15 protein-coding genes are annotated in these 15,694 nt (G+C 36.8%); 12 read left to right on the forward strand and 3 right to left on the reverse strand.

Annotated elements, in window-relative coordinates; translation table 11 throughout:
• Positions 1–19 precede the first annotated feature (19 nt).
• The 5 genes from ilvB to ilvA are packed head-to-tail and all read left to right on the forward strand — an operon-like array spanning position 20 to position 5,998.
• Positions 20–1,735: an acetolactate synthase large subunit gene (ilvB, locus tag AC1Q8N_RS18325; RefSeq protein WP_493521308.1), complete on the forward strand. Its 1,716-nt coding sequence runs from the start codon at positions 20–22 to the stop codon at positions 1,733–1,735.
• Complete coding sequence (locus tag AC1Q8N_RS18330; protein WP_048543283.1) at positions 1,732–1,962, forward strand: ACT domain-containing protein; 231 nt, start codon at positions 1,732–1,734, stop codon at positions 1,960–1,962. Before ilvB ends, AC1Q8N_RS18330 begins: the two co-directional genes overlap by 4 nt.
• A 14-nt stretch (positions 1,963–1,976) precedes the next feature.
• Positions 1,977–2,984: a ketol-acid reductoisomerase gene (locus tag AC1Q8N_RS18335; protein WP_493521309.1), complete on the forward strand. Its 1,008-nt coding sequence runs from the start codon at positions 1,977–1,979 to the stop codon at positions 2,982–2,984.
• Between the two features lie 46 nt (positions 2,985–3,030).
• Positions 3,031–4,704: a dihydroxy-acid dehydratase gene (gene ilvD, locus AC1Q8N_RS18340; protein WP_098080414.1), complete on the forward strand. Its 1,674-nt coding sequence runs from the start codon at positions 3,031–3,033 to the stop codon at positions 4,702–4,704.
• Between the two features lie 31 nt (positions 4,705–4,735).
• The gene (gene ilvA, locus AC1Q8N_RS18345; protein ID WP_046959078.1) at positions 4,736–5,998 is read left to right on the forward strand and encodes a threonine ammonia-lyase IlvA; all 1,263 of its coding nucleotides are present in this window, start codon (positions 4,736–4,738) and stop codon (positions 5,996–5,998) included.
• A gap of 79 nt (positions 5,999–6,077) precedes the next feature.
• On the opposite strand, the gene AC1Q8N_RS18350 is transcribed toward ilvA, so the two are convergent.
• On the reverse strand, positions 6,078–6,305 hold the full coding sequence (locus AC1Q8N_RS18350; protein WP_046959079.1) for a hypothetical protein: 228 nt from the start codon (positions 6,303–6,305) through the stop codon (positions 6,078–6,080).
• Positions 6,306–6,357: 52 nt separating this feature from the next.
• Positions 6,358–7,461, reverse strand: a complete 1,104-nt coding sequence (locus tag AC1Q8N_RS18355; protein WP_098080412.1) for a CapA family protein — start codon at positions 7,459–7,461, stop codon at positions 6,358–6,360.
• Between the two features lie 211 nt (positions 7,462–7,672).
• Here AC1Q8N_RS18355 and AC1Q8N_RS18360 point away from each other — a divergent pair, with 211 nt between their 5' ends.
• From AC1Q8N_RS18360 to AC1Q8N_RS18370, 3 genes are all read left to right on the forward strand, one after another.
• The gene (locus tag AC1Q8N_RS18360) at positions 7,673–8,389 is read left to right on the forward strand and encodes a DUF554 domain-containing protein (RefSeq protein WP_046955070.1); all 717 of its coding nucleotides are present in this window, start codon (positions 7,673–7,675) and stop codon (positions 8,387–8,389) included.
• A 19-nt stretch (positions 8,390–8,408) separates the two neighbouring features.
• Entirely contained in the window at positions 8,409–9,260 is an 852-nt protein-coding gene (locus AC1Q8N_RS18365; RefSeq protein ID WP_048543277.1) for a GNAT family N-acetyltransferase, read from the forward strand.
• 167 nt (positions 9,261–9,427) lie between these two features.
• The gene (locus AC1Q8N_RS18370; protein ID WP_048543276.1) at positions 9,428–10,642 is read left to right on the forward strand and encodes a multidrug efflux MFS transporter; all 1,215 of its coding nucleotides are present in this window, start codon (positions 9,428–9,430) and stop codon (positions 10,640–10,642) included.
• Between the two features lie 52 nt (positions 10,643–10,694).
• Here the strand turns inward: AC1Q8N_RS18370 and AC1Q8N_RS18375 are convergent, their stop codons facing one another.
• Positions 10,695–11,456, reverse strand: coding sequence for a DODA-type extradiol aromatic ring-opening family dioxygenase (locus tag AC1Q8N_RS18375; protein ID WP_098078313.1), 762 nt, complete (start codon positions 11,454–11,456; stop codon positions 10,695–10,697).
• 204 nt (positions 11,457–11,660) lie between these two features.
• Between AC1Q8N_RS18375 and AC1Q8N_RS18380 the strand changes: the two genes are divergently transcribed.
• The 4 genes from AC1Q8N_RS18380 (at position 11,661) to scpC (ending at position 15,613) form a co-directional block, all read left to right on the forward strand.
• Positions 11,661–12,584 (forward strand): alpha/beta hydrolase, encoded by a 924-nt coding sequence (locus AC1Q8N_RS18380; protein ID WP_098078311.1) that lies wholly within the window; start codon positions 11,661–11,663, stop codon positions 12,582–12,584.
• Between the two features lie 55 nt (positions 12,585–12,639).
• Positions 12,640–13,245 carry a pentapeptide repeat-containing protein gene (locus AC1Q8N_RS18385; RefSeq protein ID WP_098068174.1) on the forward strand — a complete coding sequence of 202 codons (606 nt, stop codon included), beginning with the start codon at positions 12,640–12,642 and terminating at the stop codon, positions 13,243–13,245.
• A gap of 81 nt (positions 13,246–13,326) precedes the next feature.
• Positions 13,327–13,971, forward strand: coding sequence for a LytTR family DNA-binding domain-containing protein (locus AC1Q8N_RS18390; protein ID WP_098078308.1), 645 nt, complete (start codon positions 13,327–13,329; stop codon positions 13,969–13,971).
• Between the two features lie 127 nt (positions 13,972–14,098).
• Positions 14,099–15,613 (forward strand): succinyl-CoA:acetate CoA-transferase ScpC, encoded by a 1,515-nt coding sequence (scpC, locus tag AC1Q8N_RS18395; RefSeq protein ID WP_098080406.1) that lies wholly within the window; start codon positions 14,099–14,101, stop codon positions 15,611–15,613.
• The last annotated feature ends 81 nt before the right edge of the window (positions 15,614–15,694 follow it).

The following is a 15,694-nucleotide window of genomic DNA, read 5'->3' on the forward strand; positions in this document are numbered from 1 at the left end:
GGGAGAGGAGTTAATTGAAATGGAGCAACAGTATACAACACGTGAGAAATTGCATTGTGAAGAAGTAACAGGAGCTGGACACGTTATTCAATGCTTGAAGAATTTAGGTGTAACCACCGTTTTCGGTTATCCAGGCGGAGCGATTTTGCCAGTGTATGATGCGTTATACGGAAGTGGTTTGAAGCACGTTTTAACTCGTCATGAACAAGCTGCCATTTATGCGGCAGAAGGATATGCGAGAGCTTCTGGAAAGGTCGGGGTAGTCTTTGCTACCTCTGGCCCAGGGGCGACAAATTTAGTTACAGGCTTAGCGGATGCTTATATGGATTCGATTCCTTTAGTTGTCATTACAGGGCAAGTTGCAACACCTCTCATCGGAAAAGACGGATTTCAAGAAGCGGATGTTGTCGGGATTACAGTACCTGTAACGAAGCATAATTACCAAGTTCGTGATGTGAATCATTTATCACGCATTGTACAAGAAGCTTTTTACATCGCCGAAAGCGGGCGACCAGGACCAGTATTAATTGATATTCCAAAAGATGTTCAAAATGAAAATGTAACAAGTTTTTATAATGAAGTAATTGAGATTCCAGGATACAAAATAGAGCCTATGCCAGACAGTATAAAGCTTAGAGAGGTGGCTAAAGAAATTTCAAAAGCTACACGCCCACTTCTTTATATTGGAGGAGGTGTCATTCATTCGGGTGGATCTGATGAACTCATCAAATTTGCGAGGGAGAATCGTATTCCTGTCGTTTCCACCTTAATGGGACTTGGTGCATATCCGCCAGGAGATTCATTATTTTTAGGAATGCTCGGCATGCATGGAACGTACGCTGCAAATATGGCAGTAACAGAATGTGATTTACTACTTGCTTTAGGTGTTCGCTTCGATGATCGTGTAACAGGAAAATTAGAACTCTTTTCTCCGCATTCAAAAAAGGTACATATTGATATAGATCCTTCGGAGTTTCATAAAAATGTAACTGTGGAATATCCGATTGTTGGAGATGTGAAAAAAGCGTTACACATTCTGTTACGTATGCCGATTGATACACGGACAGATGAATGGCTTACGAAAATCGAGGGATGGAAAGAAGAATACCCACTATCCTACAACCAAAAAGAAAAGGAGTTAAAACCACAGCATGTGATTAGTCTAGTAAGTGAAGTAACGAATGGTGAAGCGATTGTGACGACAGAAGTAGGGCAGCATCAAATGTGGGCTGCGCATTTTTATAAAGCGAAAAATCCACGGACTTTTCTCACATCTGGCGGACTAGGAACGATGGGGTTTGGTTTCCCGGCGGCAATTGGTGCTCAGCTTGCGAAAGAAGAAGAACTCGTCATTTGTATTGCAGGCGATGCTTCTTTTCAAATGAACATTCAAGAACTACAAACAATTGCTGAAAATAATATTCCTGTAAAAGTATTTATTATAAATAACAAATTTTTAGGGATGGTAAGGCAATGGCAAGAAATGTTTTATGAAAATCGTTTATCAGAATCAAAAATCGGCTCGCCAGATTTTGTGAAAGTGGCAGAAGCTTATGGAGTGAAGGGATTAAGAGCGACGAATTCAACCGAGGCGAAACAAGTGATGTTAGAAGCAATTGCTCATGAAGGTCCTGTCGTAGTTGATTTTTGTGTAGAAGAAGGTGAAAACGTATTTCCGATGGTTCCGCCAAACAAGGGGAATAACGAAATGATTATGAAGAGGTGGGAAGAATGAGTCATACTTTTTCACTCGTTATTCATAACGAGCCAAGCGTCTTATTACGTATAAGTGGAATTTTTGCTCGGCATGGTTATTATATTTCTTCTTTACATTTAAACGAAAGAGATACTAGTGGCGTTTCTGAAATGAAACTCACAGCAGTTTGTACTGAAAATGAAGCGACATTACTTGTTGGTCAGTTGAAAAAATTAATTGATGTACTGCAAGTAAATAAATTATAAGGAGTGTATGGAATATGAAAACGTATTATGAGAAAGATGCAAATTTAGAGTTATTACAAGGGAAAACAGTTGCGGTAATTGGTTATGGATCTCAAGGTCATGCGCAGGCACAAAATTTACGTGATTCTGGTGTGGAAGTTGTAGTCGGTGTTCGACCTGGTAAGTCTTTTGAAGTAGCAAAAGCAGATGGGTTTGAAGTAATGTCTGTTTCAGAAGCGGTTCGAACCGCGCAAGTCGTACAAATGTTATTGCCAGATGAACAGCAAGCACATGTGTATAAAACAGAAGTAGAAGAGAATCTCCGTGAAGGGCAAATGTTACTTTTCTCACATGGATTTAATATTCACTTCGGACAAATTAACCCGCCAAGTTACGTAGATGTAGCAATGGTAGCACCAAAAAGTCCAGGTCATCTCGTTTGCCGTGTATTCCAAGAAGGGAATGGTGTTCCGGCGTTAGTCGCAGTACATCAAGATGCAACAGGCACCGCATTAAGTGTAGCACTTGCGTATGCAAAAGGTGTAGGTTGTACACGTGCAGGTGTAATTGAAACGACATTCCAAGAAGAAACAGAGACGGATTTATTCGGAGAGCAAGCGGTACTTTGCGGCGGGGTAACTGCACTTGTGAAAGCTGGTTTTGAAACGTTAACAGAAGGTGGATATCGTCCTGAAATTGCATACTTTGAATGTTTACATGAATTAAAGTTAATTGTTGATTTAATGTATGAAGGTGGTTTGACGAACATGCGCCATTCTATTTCAGATACGGCTGAGTTCGGAGATTATGTAACAGGATCGAGAATCGTTACAGATGAAACGAAGAAAGAGATGAAACGAGTACTTACAGAAATTCAGCAAGGTGAATTCGCGAAGAAATGGATTTTAGAAAACCAAGCTGGGCGTCCAACATATAATGCGATGAAAAAAGCAGAGCAAAATCATCAGTTAGAAAAAGTAGGGGCAGAACTTCGTGAAATGATGAGCTGGATTCATGCGCCGAAAGAATTAGTAAAGAAATAGAGTAAGTGATTGTAAGTGCAAAATACGTAAGAGGGGATTTGACAAGATGAGAAGTGACATGATTAAAAAAGGTTTTGATAAAGCGCCGCACCGTAGTTTATTAAAAGCAACTGGTTTGAAAGATGAAGATTTTGATAAACCGTTTATAGCTATCTGTAATTCTTTTATTGAAATTATTCCAGGTCATAAGCACTTAAATGAGTTTGGAAAACTTGTTAAAGAAGCAGTGCGTGCAGCAGGTATGGTTCCATTTGAATTTAATACAATTGGAGTAGATGACGGTATTGCGATGGGGCATATTGGCATGCGTTATTCGCTTCCGAGTCGTGAAATTATTGCAGATTCAGTAGAAACGGTTGTAAATGCACATTGGTTTGATGGCATGATTTGTATTCCAAACTGTGACAAAATTACACCCGGTATGATGATGGCTGCACTTCGTATTAACATTCCAACTGTTTTTGTTTCAGGTGGTCCGATGGCGGCTGGAAAAACTTCAAAAGGAGACGTTGTCGATTTAAGTTCTGTTTTCGAAGGAGTAGGAGCTTATCAATCTGGGAAAATTTCAGAAGAAGAATTAAAGGATATTGAAGATCATGGCTGTCCATCTTGTGGTTCTTGTTCTGGTATGTTTACAGCGAATTCTATGAACTGTTTATGTGAAGTATTAGGTTTAGCTCTTCCTGGTAACGGTAGTATTTTAGCTATTGATCCAAGACGTGAAGAATTAATTAAACAAGCAGCAGAGAAATTAAAGATTTTAATTGAAAAAGATATTAAGCCAAGAGACATTGTAACGGAAGAAGCAATTGATGATGCGTTCGCGCTTGATATGGCGATGGGCGGTTCAACAAATACAGTGTTGCACACATTGGCGCTCGCGCAAGAGGCTGGATTAGATTACGATATGAACCGTATTGATGCCGTTTCAAGGCGTGTACCACATTTATGTAAAGTAAGCCCTGCTTCCAATTGGCATATGGAAGATATTGATCGAGCAGGCGGGATTAGTGCAATTTTGAAAGAGATGAGTCGAAAAGAAGGGGTACTTCATTTAGACCGTATTACTGCTACTGGGCAAACATTAAGAGAAAATATTGCTCATGCAGAGATTAAAGATAAGGAAGTTATTCATTCTCTCGAAAATCCTCATAGTGAAGAAGGGGGATTACGTATATTAAAAGGAAATCTTGCGAAAGATGGAGCAGTTATTAAAAGCGGGGCAACCGAAGTAAAACGATTTGAAGGACCTTGCGTTATTTTTAATTCACAAGATGAGGCGCTTGCGGGCATTATGCTTGGGAAAGTGAAGAAAGGCGATGTAGTTGTTATTCGCTATGAAGGACCAAGAGGCGGCCCTGGTATGCCGGAGATGTTAGCACCAACTTCAGCGATTGCCGGTATGGGATTAGGTGCAGATGTTGCGCTATTAACGGATGGTCGTTTTTCTGGAGCTTCACGTGGTATTTCGGTAGGGCATATTTCGCCAGAAGCAGCTGCGGGCGGAACGATTGCACTTCTCAAGCAAGGGGATATCGTTTGTATTGATGTTGAGGAAAGATTGCTAGAAGTAAGAGTTAGTGATGAAGAATTAGATAAGCGTAAAAAAGAATGGAAACGACCAGAACCGAAAGTGAAAACTGGTTGGCTTGGACGTTATGCACAGATGGTAACATCGGCGAATACAGGTGCAGTTCTAAAAATCCCGAATTTTGATTGAGCCAATTTAAAAGAGATAAGGATGATATGAAATGGTGCAGAAGGTAAAGGAGAGAGTGAAAATTGAAGATATCTTAATGGCACATAATTGCATGAAAGATATCGTTATTAAAACACCGTTACAACGTGATACAGTTCTATCTGAGAAATATGATTGTGACGTTTATGTAAAACGAGAAGACTTACAATTGATTCGCTCTTTCAAAATTCGTGGTGCGTACAATTTAATTCAAAGTTTATCAAAAGAACAATTACAAAACGGTGTTGTTTGTGCAAGTGCTGGTAATCATGCGCAAGGAGTTGCTTATACGTGTAATTTATTGAAGATTCCGTCGAAAATCTTCATGCCAACAACGACACCTAAACAAAAAGTATCGCAAGTACAATTTTTCGGTAGTGATTTTGCAGAAATTGTATTAGTTGGTGATACATTTGATAGCTCTTTCCAAGAAGCACAGCGCTATTGTGAAGAAAATAGAATGACGTTTGTTCATCCGTTTGATGATCCGCATGTAGTTGCTGGTCAAGGAACAGTGGCAGTTGAAATTATGCATGATATGGAGAAACCAGTGGATTATATCTTTACAGCAATTGGAGGCGGTGGGTTAGCATCAGGTGTTGGTACATATGTAAAAGGTGTTAGTCCTGCTACAAAGGTCATTGGCGTAGAGCCAATGGGAGCTGCATCTATGAAGGAGGCTTTTCTTCAAAACGAAAATGTCGCGTTAGAGAAAATAGATAGTTTTGTTGATGGGGCAGCTGTCAAAAAGGTAGGAAAGTTAACATTTGAAACTTGTAAAGATGTAATTGATGATATTGTTTTAGTACCAGAAGGAAAGGTTTGTACGACGATTTTAGAACTGTATAAGAAAAATGCAATTGTAGCTGAACCGGCTGGTGCACTATCTATTGCAGCGCTTGATTTATATAGAGATGAAATAAAAGGTAAAACAGTTGTATGTACGCTAAGTGGTGGAAATAATGATATTGATAGAATGCAAGAAATGAAAGAACGTTCGCTCATTTACGAAGGGTTAAAGCATTATTTTATCATTGAATTCCCGCAGCGTTCAGGTGCGCTAAGAGAGTTTCTTGATAAGGGATTAGGGCCAGAAGATGATATTACTCGTTTTGAATACATTAAGAAACATAATAAAGAAAATGGCCCAGCACTAGTCGGAGTAGAGTTGAAACATAAAGAAGATTATGAGCAATTAATTACTCGTTTTAAAGAAAATAATATTCAATTTATGGAGCTTAATAAAAATCCTATTTTGTTTGATTTGCTTATTTAATAGAAGGAAAGAGTTAGCATCCAAATAAAAAAGATAGATGCAACCAGCGGAAATGCTGCTTGTATCTATCTTTTTATAATTACACTATATACTTTCCATATTCAAGTAGGATAAAGCTAGTTAACCAAAAGAGTATCGCAATGCGAATGATTACATACATAGTAAATTCAAAGGTAGTAAGTTTTCGTTCACGTTTTATTTTTTTTAGAAGTTTAACAGAAAAAAATGAACATAAAAGTAGAACGGCTATAGATATTTTATAAATATTCTCTAACAAACTTACATTTTCTAATAAGTCTTTCAGCATGTTCATCACCTATTCTATAAAGTATGTTACAGAGAAATAAATCTTGCGCTGTCTAGTTTCGTTTGTTTTTTATGTTCCCTGTATCATCAATTTCTACATCAGTTGAAATCGTTTGTAAATATTGTAGAGCTTTTTTCTTTTCTTCCTCATTTACAGGGGAAACTTGGTTGTTGCGAATGATGTAAGGATTGAATGACATTTGGACATCCTTTCCTTTAAAAGTTAAAGTTAATACGCCAGTTTCGGCGCTTTTCCCGCTTACATAACTTGGGAATAAAAAGTTACCTAATGAATAAGCGATAGGAACGTTATTATAATACTCAAATCCTTGTAACCAATGCGGGTGACTCCCGACAATCGCGTCAGCTCCTGCTTCAACCATTTTAGGTACATATTGTTTTTGGTATTCTACCGGACGATTTGACTTTTCAACGCCCCAATGCATATATATGATTAAATAGTCTGCATCTTTCTTTTGCTCTTTAATTGTTTTTGTTACAAGATTTAAATCATATCCGTTCGCAACGCCAGGTTTATTGTCACCAGCTACCCAATTCGTATCAGGCATAAATCGAACGAAGGAAAGAAATTTGAACTTCTTCCCTTTTACAGTCATTTCTCGTGCAGTATATGCATCCTTTGCATTCTTTCCGGCTCCAATGTAAGGGAACTTTAATTTTTCAACGTGAGAAATCGTGTCTAATAATCCATCTTGCCCATAATCAAGTGTATGGTTATTCCCAATATTTACGATGTCATATCCCGTGTTTTTAATAGCTTTTAGTGTAGATGGATCACTTTTAATCCAAAACAGTTGTCCAGGAGCTTTCTTTTCTCTCGTTGTAAATGCTGACTCTAAATTAACGAAAGAAATATCAGCTTTTGTTATTTCTTCTTTTACATGTTGGAATGGATAATCAGCCCCGTTTTTTTCGATTACAGGACGTAATTGCCAATCGAACATTGTATCACCAGAGAAGGTGAGTGTGATTGCCTTGTCTTCTATTTTCTTTTCACTTGTTGAAGCTGTTTTACTAGATTTGTTTTGCAAATCGGGTTTGTCTTTCGCTTTTGAAATAAAAGAGTAGTTAACTAATAAAACAATTGGTGTAATGCAAAAGGCTATTAACAGAAATCGTTTTAGTAAAGTTTTCATAAATACCTTCCCTTTTGAGTTTATACCGCAATTTGTGGGCAATAAAACTCGCGCTAGTTAAAGTTTCACTTTAAGTATAACTACAAATGCAGTTTATGTAGTGAAAACATTTGTCAATATTCTCAATATTAAGTTAACATATAGATAACCTGTAAATCAATGTATAAACCAAAATATAGAAATAAAGAATTCGAAGGGTGAAGAACGAGAGATGGTTATATTAGGAGCAGTTGTAAATGGGATTTGTATTATATTTGGTACTTTACTAGGAAAATTATTTAGTAGAATTCCAGAAAGTATGAAGGGAACAATTATGCATGCAATCGGTTTAGCAGTTACTGTGCTTGGACTTCAAATGGCATTGAAAAGTGAAAATTTTCTTGTTGTCATTTTAAGTTTAGTTATTGGTACTGTCATCGGGGAATGGCTACAACTAGAGGAAAAGTTAAAGCTGTTAGGAGATTGGCTAGAAAATAAAGTTGGATCGAAAGGGAAAGGGAGCATATCAGAAGGGTTTGTAACAGCTACTTTAATTTTTGCAATTGGTGCGATGGGCATACTTGGTGCACTCGACAGTGGGATTCGCGGAAATCATGATATTTTATTTACAAAGGCGATTATCGATGGGTTTATTTCTATTATATTAACGACAACTTTAGGAATTGGCGTAGTATTTTCGGCGATTCCAGTTATTTTATATGAAGGAGGGATTGCGGTTTTTGCAACACAAATTAATAGTTTGGTCCCGAAAGAATTAATGAATCAATTTATAGTGGAAATGACAGCTACAGGTGGTATTATGATAGCCGCTATTGGATTGAACTTACTTGGTATTATTAAAATTAAAGTGGCAAATTTACTGCCAGGTATATTGGTAGTTGGAATAATTGTTTCACTTATTTACGGTTACGGTTTAATAGTAAAGTAGTAGGGGGATGGATATATATATGGAGGAATTTCAATATACAAAACGTGTTCATAACATATTGAAGATTGCAGCAGAAGAGGCGGAAAATAATATTATTCAATCAACTCATCTGTTTATCGGAATGAGTAAAGAAGGCACTGGAGTTTGTAGCGAGTTGTATATGTATTTGTTTCGTAACTTGGGTACGGATTTTTTAGAAAAATTTTCAATACGAAAGCATTACGATTCACCGTATCAAGAGTATAAGAAAATAGGACAATATAAGGTATCTTATAAGGTGCTAGAAATTTTACAAATAGCGAAGAAACGTATGGAACGTTTCCAGCAAGTAATAATAAATGAAGGGCATGTTATATATGCGCTATTTCGCACGGATACGTTGATTGGAAATGCACAAATACAAAAAGATATATTACGTATTATAGCTGAGCCAAGAGATTTAGCGGTCGATCTAAAATATTTTGTTCCTACTTATAATCATTTAATTTGTACTGTTAGAAAGGCTAGCCCTTCTGATTTTGAAAAATTAGCAAGTTTTGTTAATGAGGAATTTGGTGAACGTTGGTTACATTCAATAGAGTATGGATTTCGTACATATAAAGAAAATTTACCTATTTATATAGCAGAACAAGAAGAAGTGATAGTAGGTTTCGCTTGTTATGATGTAGTGAGAGGAAAGAAGGGATTGTTTGGTCCAATGGGCACAGCGAAACAAAATCGCGTGAAAGGTGTAGGTAAGGAATTGTTACATCGTTGTTTACATAGTATGAAGCAAGAAGGATATGAATACGCAATTATTGGACAAGCAGGTCCGATTGAGTTTTATGAGCGAAATTGTGATGCGCGTTTAATACCGTTAGAGAATAAGTAACCAACTCCATATATGGGAGTTGGTTTTTTTATGAAAATAATGTAGAGATGTAGTGGTTTTCACTAGAAAATAGCGGGTTTTGTAGTAAATCTTACAATTAAAGCAAATTACTAAACTTTTTACAAGAAAGGGTGTAGAATGGGTATCTAAAGAAAGAAGGTGTGAAAATGGCCAGCTGGAAACGAAATTTAATGATTTGTTGGCTAGGTTGTTTTACCACTGCAGCCGGTATGAGTTTAGTAATTCCTTTTTTATCTTTTTATATTGAGGAATTAGGAGTAACTGGCACTTCTAGTATTGCACAGTGGTCGGGACTTGCATTTGGTATAACATTTTTAATGGGTGCGATCGTATCACCAATATGGGGAAAGCTTGGTGATATACATGGACGGAAATTGATGCTGATTCGTGCGAGCCTTGGTATGGCGATTATTATGACGCTTATGGGGTTTGTAACGGATGTGTATCAACTAGTCGCACTAAGGTTTTTGATGGGAGCAGTATCTGGTTTCCTTTCAACGGCGATGACATTTATTGCAGCAGAAACTCCGAAAGAGCATTCAGGTTGGGCAATTTCTACAATTTCAACTGGGGGCGTGAGCGGTTCTTTACTTGGCCCGTTACTTGGAGGATACTTGTCTGAGTTAATTGGAATGCGCCATGTTTTTCTTGTTACAGGAGCTTTTTTATTCCTTTCTTTTCTCATCGTTTTTTTCTTCCTACATGAAGAGAATCACTTCGCTCAAGCAAAAAAAGTACAACCGAAAAAAGTATGGACAATGGTTCCAGCAAAGCATTTAATTATTAGTTTGTTTGTAACAACATTTATTATTCAACTTGCGAACATGTCAATTCAACCTATTATTACATTGTATGTAAAGAATTTAGAAGGCCCAGGAACAGCTCATATTGAAATGATTGCAGGCGCAGTCATGTCTGCGACAGGTTTAGCTATTATTATGGCAGCTCCTAAGTTAGGGAGATTATCAGATCGTATTGGACCTCAAAAAACGTTAGTTGTGGCATTATTTGCGGCAGGAATTATTTTTATTCCGCAAGCATTTGTAACCTCAGCTTGGCAACTATTAATTCTTCGCTTTTTATTAGGTATCGCACAAGCAGGGCTATTACCTTCCGTACAAACTCTACTAAAACAACATACACCAACCCATGTAACGGGAAGAATATTTGGGTATAATCAATCGTTTCAGTTTTTAGGAAATATGATTGGACCAGTACTTGGTGGACAAATTGCAGCTCATGCAGGCTTCCAATATGTTTTCTTCTCTACTTCATCACTATTATTTATTGCGTGCATTTGGGTTTATTTTCACAATAAGAACGAAGAGGTATCAGAGAAACGACATTTGGAAGTTAGTTAACTAAGTGAATGAAAAAGAAAAGGATGAAGCAATGATTGCTTCATCCTTTTCTTTAAAATTGGAGACAAAGATAGCTTAATGTACCAAGCTCGTAACTGCGGTGAATGACTTCACCGTTATTTTCACCGCTTCCCATAGCGATAAATAAAGGAACAAAATGCTCTGCTCTTGGTACTGCTAATTGTGCATGAGGGGCATTGTTCTCCCAATTAAATAATGCATCTTTATCAGTAGTCTGCATATGTTTAATAATCCAATCATCAAATTCAATTGCCCATTGTTCGGGTGTAGTTTGATTCCATTTTAAAGCTCGTAAGTTATGAACGGTAACACCGCTCCCGATTACTAAAATATCTTCTTGTCCAAGTCCTTTTAGTGCTTCGCCAATCTTAAATTGCTCTTTTGCAGCAAGGAATGGATTGACTGATATTTGGACAACAGGAATATTTGCTTCTGGATACATGCGATGCAGAAGAGTCCATGAGCCATGATCTAAACCTCTCGTCATATTATGATGGACTGGAATACCTTTGTTTTTAAATTTTGTTTCTAACATAGATGCAATGTTAGAAGAGCCTTTCGCACGATATTTGATTTCGTATAACTCAGGAGGAAAACCTCCAAAATCATAAATTGTTTCATATTCGTTATCTGATGAAGAAATCGTTACTACTTCGCTTTCCCAGTGAGCGGTGAAAATAACAATTGCTTTCGGTTTGTATGTTTCGCCAAGTGTTTTTAAAAACCTTGTATAGTCTGTATCTTGAATAGCAAGCATCGGTGATCCGTGTGCTAAAAATAATGATGGCATCATAATAGAAACCTCCCAAAAATATAATAATTACTTTATGTAAGTAACTATATAATTTTATTTTCTGTTCGTCAATATATTAGTTTAAGAGCTAATTGGAAAAGTGGGTCATTTGTCATAATGAAGGCAATTGCATATAATACATAATAAGAATAATGAATGGATATTCATTTTTTGATATACATAATAGAGTTGGGGGCTGACGAAATGAACGTACAGGAAAGTTTCGTTACGGCATTGGATGGATCGGAAATTTATTTACGTAAGTGGCTACCAGAAAGAGATCCGCGAGGGATTATTCAAATTGCACATGGTATGACAGAACATGCAGGTGTTTATACAGACTTTATTGCTGCCTTATTAGAAGCGGGGTATGGTGTTTATGCGCATGATCATAAAGGTCATGGGAAAACAGTGAAAAGAGAAGAAGATTATGGTCATTTTGAACCAAATGTAGGTTGGAGTGAGGCTGTGTCTGATGTTATTTTTGTATCAGAAACAATAAGAAAAGAGCAGACATGTCCGTTGTTTTTACTTGGACATAGTATGGGTTCTTTTTTATCAAGACGTGCTGTACAACTTAAAGGTGGATTATATGATGGATTCCTTATTTCAGGAACTGGTGGGAACCCGGGATTGTTAGGAGTCATTGGTCATAAAGTAGCGACAATCGAGATGAAACTACGCGGGGAAAAAACGAAAAGTCCGATGCTAAACTTTTTATCTTTCGGAAATTTCAACTCACACTTTAAGCCAAATCGTACGAAATTTGATTGGTTATCTTCAGATAATAATCAAGTTGATAAATATATTGCGGATCCGTTATGTGGATTTATTTGTACAACAAGCTTTTATCGCGAATTGTTTTCCGGTGTATTAGAAGTAAATAAACTAGAAGAGTTTAAGAAAACACCGAAAAATCTTCCAATACATATTTTTTCAGGAGATCGTGATCCTGTTGGGGATATGGGGAAAGGTGTAAAAGAAGTATATGAAAATTATAAAAAATGTGGCGTGAAAGATGTAACGCTGCGTTTATATGAAAATGGAAGGCATGAAATGTTCCACGAAGTAAATAGAGATGAAGTATTTCAAGATTTGATTTCTTGGTTAGATGGGCATATTGTATGAGAAGAAACCTCACTTTTTTCAAGTGAGGTTTCTTTGAGGAAATGGAGGAATAGTTATGAGTGAATTTGTAAATAAAGAGTATATAGAAATAGATTTTCAAGATGTTTTGATTAAAGAAGAGGAATTGAAAAATTGTACCTTCATAAAATGCTCTTTTAGAGGGGTAGATGCAACGGAAGTTTCTACTGAAAATTGTAATTTCATAGAATGTGATTTTACCGGTGCTCTATTTAACGCTTCTATCCATCAAGGAACTACATTTGCAAATTGTAAGTTTGTTGGTGTGAATTTATTCGTATCGAAGTTTGAAGAATGTAAAATGACTGGCTCTGATTTTGAAGAAGCGAATTTAGACGGAATAACTATAATATCGGGCGATTGGTCATATACGAATTTAAGGTTCGCGAACTTAAGTAAACAAATGTTAAAGGGTATACGTTTAATTGAAGCTGACCTATATGAATGTAATTTAGAAAAAGCAGATTTACGTGAAGCAGATTTAACAGGTGTACAACTAGGGAAGGCGAAACTTAGCGGTGCAAATTTAAAAGGGGCGATAGTTGATAGAATTGATTTTACAAGTTTTGATTTGAAAAATGTGAAATTAGATATAGCGCAGGCAGTTGCAGTAGCAAGATGTTATGGGGCTAAGGTGAACTAAATTGTTTGTAAAACCGTTCAAATTGTTGAACGGTTTTACAAATCATAATAGTAGTATAATAGTGAATGAGGTGTTAATAATATGGAAGATAAAACATTAGGTATACTACTAGATGTTGTTGGGGAATTATTTTCAGATGAAATATCAATCGCTGTTTCGAACACGAAAGAATATATTTACTATCGGCCAAGTAAACGAATTGATTTAAAGATTAGCGCCGGGAATCCCATTAAGGAAGGAACGATTGCTCATAAAGCAATGGTAACGAAGCAAAAAGCCTCTGAGTTTATTAACCGAGATGTTTTCGGTATTCCTTATCATGGAATGGCCGTACCATTTTCAAATAATGGAAAGATTGAAGGTTGCGTGACGGCAATTTATCCCGCTTTAACGGATGGTAAGTCAGTCGTTACTTTAAAAACAACAGACGGATGGATTCCAGTTCCTTTTGCAAAGGTCATGTATTTAGAGGCTAAAGATAAAAAGACATATGTGAATTCAGAAGAGTTAACAGGAACGCATAAATACTCTCTACAAGAATTCGAATACTTGCTTCCGAAAGATTCGTTTATTAGATGCCATCGTTCCTTTATTGTAAATGTTAATCATATTAAAGCGATTTATCCTGATACCCATTCTACTTTTTTACTTTCTATGGATAACGGAGAGATGGTACCAGTAAGTCAATCATACGCCAGCTATTTTCGTAAGCTTCTAGGATTCTAAAATTTTCTGCTTTAGAACCTAGATTCGCTGTTTTATCTGAATTTTCGGCATTGTGTAAGAAAATCCCTATTTTGATGGTGTTAATGTGTAAAATAATTATGAATATTCATTGGGAGAGGGATTACATATGGAGAATAATTTAGATAGAATTAGGGATCAACGATTAAAAGATCGAGTAGTTACACCTGAAGAAGCAGCTTCATGGATTGAAAGTGGAATGACTTTAGGATTAAGTGGATTTACACGTGCTGGTGATGTAAAAGCAGTCCCATTTGCACTTGTAAACCGAGTTAAGAATGATAAATCTTTTAAAGTAAATGTTTATACAGGGGCTTCCTTAGGTTCGGATGTAGATAAATTATTTGCTGAGGCAGGAATTTTAGGGAAAAGATTGCCTTTCCAAGCCGATGCGACTATGCGAAAAGGAATTAATAACGGAGACTTTTTATTTGTGGATCAGCACTTATCTCATACAGCAGAGTTACTTCGTGCTGATGTTATGGATATAGATTTCGCTATCTTGGAAGCGGTTGCGATTACTGAAGATGGAATGATTATTCCAACCACTTCAATTGGAAATTCCTTAGCATTCTCCTTAAATGCTAAGTCCATTATTATTGAAATGAATATGGCTCAATCTACGCAATTAGAGGGGCTGCATGATTTATATGAACCAGGTAAACAAAGGGAAAGACTCCCTATTCCGCTCGTAAAAACGGATGATCGAATTGGAACAATCGGTATCCCAATTGATGCTGAAAAAGTGAAGGGAATTGTGTTTACGAATCAACTGGATTCGCCATCGACAATTGTTCCTCCAGATGAAGAAACTGTTATTATGGCACAGCATTTAATAGAGTTCCTTCGAGAAGAGGTTAAAGTAGGCCGATTAACAAATCGTTTAGCACCGTTACAATCGGGAATTGGTTCAGTTGCTAATGCAGTATTGCACGGCATGCTAGATTCGGAGTTTGAAGATTTAGAAGTGTATTCTGAAGTTTTACAAGATGCGGTCTTTGATCTAATGGACGCTGGGAAAGTTAATTTTGCTTCCTGCTGTTCGATCACGCTTTCTGAAGAGAAAATGCAACAAGTATTTTCTAACTTTGAAAACTATCGTGACAAATTAATGATGCGCCCGCAAGAGATTTCTAATCATCCTGAAATCATTCGCCGCCTCGGGTTAATCTCAATTAATACTGCTTTAGAATTAGATATATATGGAAATGTTAACTCTACTCACGTTTTAGGTACGAAAATGATGAATGGTATTGGTGGTTCTGGTGATTTTGCGAGAAATGCACGCCTAGCTATTTTTGTTACTAAATCGATTGCAAAAGGTGGCAACATATCAAGCATCGTTCCTTTCGTTTCTCATGTAGACCATACGGAACATGATGTAGATGTTATCGTCACTGAACAGGGGTATGCTGACTTAAGAGGGCTTGCGCCAAGAGAAAGAGTGGAACTAATTATTGAGAATTGCGTACATCCAATGTATCGTGAACAGCTACGAGCTTATTACGAGGAAGCAAAAACAAGAGGTGGACAAACCCCTCATGTTTTAGAAAAAGCTTTTTCTTGGCATACGAATTATGCTGAAAATGGAACAATGCTTGAAGATGTAGTAGAAACTGTATAGAAGTGTAAAAATAATTCTTAATATAATATGCTATAAAGATTGAAAGAAAAAGAACGTCAATTTTCAGGAATGGCGTTTTTT

This window comes from Bacillus sp. GW823-FHT06B01, assembly GCF_058952315.1.

Excerpts from the sequence above, each read along its gene's own strand:
- ilvB (WP_493521308.1), top strand. The coding sequence starts at position 20 with ATGGAGCAACAGTATACAACACGTGAGAAATTGCATTGTGAAGAAGTA.
- AC1Q8N_RS18330 (WP_048543283.1), top strand. The coding sequence starts at position 1,732 with ATGAGTCATACTTTTTCACTCGTTATTCATAACGAGCCAAGCGTCTTA.
- AC1Q8N_RS18335 (WP_493521309.1), top strand. The coding sequence starts at position 1,977 with ATGAAAACGTATTATGAGAAAGATGCAAATTTAGAGTTATTACAAGGG.
- ilvD (WP_098080414.1), top strand. The coding sequence starts at position 3,031 with ATGAGAAGTGACATGATTAAAAAAGGTTTTGATAAAGCGCCGCACCGT.
- ilvA (WP_046959078.1), top strand. The coding sequence starts at position 4,736 with ATGGTGCAGAAGGTAAAGGAGAGAGTGAAAATTGAAGATATCTTAATG.
- AC1Q8N_RS18350 (WP_046959079.1), bottom strand. The coding sequence starts at position 6,305 with ATGCTGAAAGACTTATTAGAAAATGTAAGTTTGTTAGAGAATATTTAT.
- AC1Q8N_RS18355 (WP_098080412.1), bottom strand. The coding sequence starts at position 7,461 with ATGAAAACTTTACTAAAACGATTTCTGTTAATAGCCTTTTGCATTACA.
- AC1Q8N_RS18360 (WP_046955070.1), top strand. The coding sequence starts at position 7,673 with ATGGTTATATTAGGAGCAGTTGTAAATGGGATTTGTATTATATTTGGT.
- AC1Q8N_RS18365 (WP_048543277.1), top strand. The coding sequence starts at position 8,409 with ATGGAGGAATTTCAATATACAAAACGTGTTCATAACATATTGAAGATT.
- AC1Q8N_RS18370 (WP_048543276.1), top strand. The coding sequence starts at position 9,428 with ATGGCCAGCTGGAAACGAAATTTAATGATTTGTTGGCTAGGTTGTTTT.
- AC1Q8N_RS18375 (WP_098078313.1), bottom strand. The coding sequence starts at position 11,456 with ATGATGCCATCATTATTTTTAGCACACGGATCACCGATGCTTGCTATT.
- AC1Q8N_RS18380 (WP_098078311.1), top strand. The coding sequence starts at position 11,661 with ATGAACGTACAGGAAAGTTTCGTTACGGCATTGGATGGATCGGAAATT.
- AC1Q8N_RS18385 (WP_098068174.1), top strand. The coding sequence starts at position 12,640 with ATGAGTGAATTTGTAAATAAAGAGTATATAGAAATAGATTTTCAAGAT.
- AC1Q8N_RS18390 (WP_098078308.1), top strand. The coding sequence starts at position 13,327 with ATGGAAGATAAAACATTAGGTATACTACTAGATGTTGTTGGGGAATTA.
- scpC (WP_098080406.1), top strand. The coding sequence starts at position 14,099 with ATGGAGAATAATTTAGATAGAATTAGGGATCAACGATTAAAAGATCGA.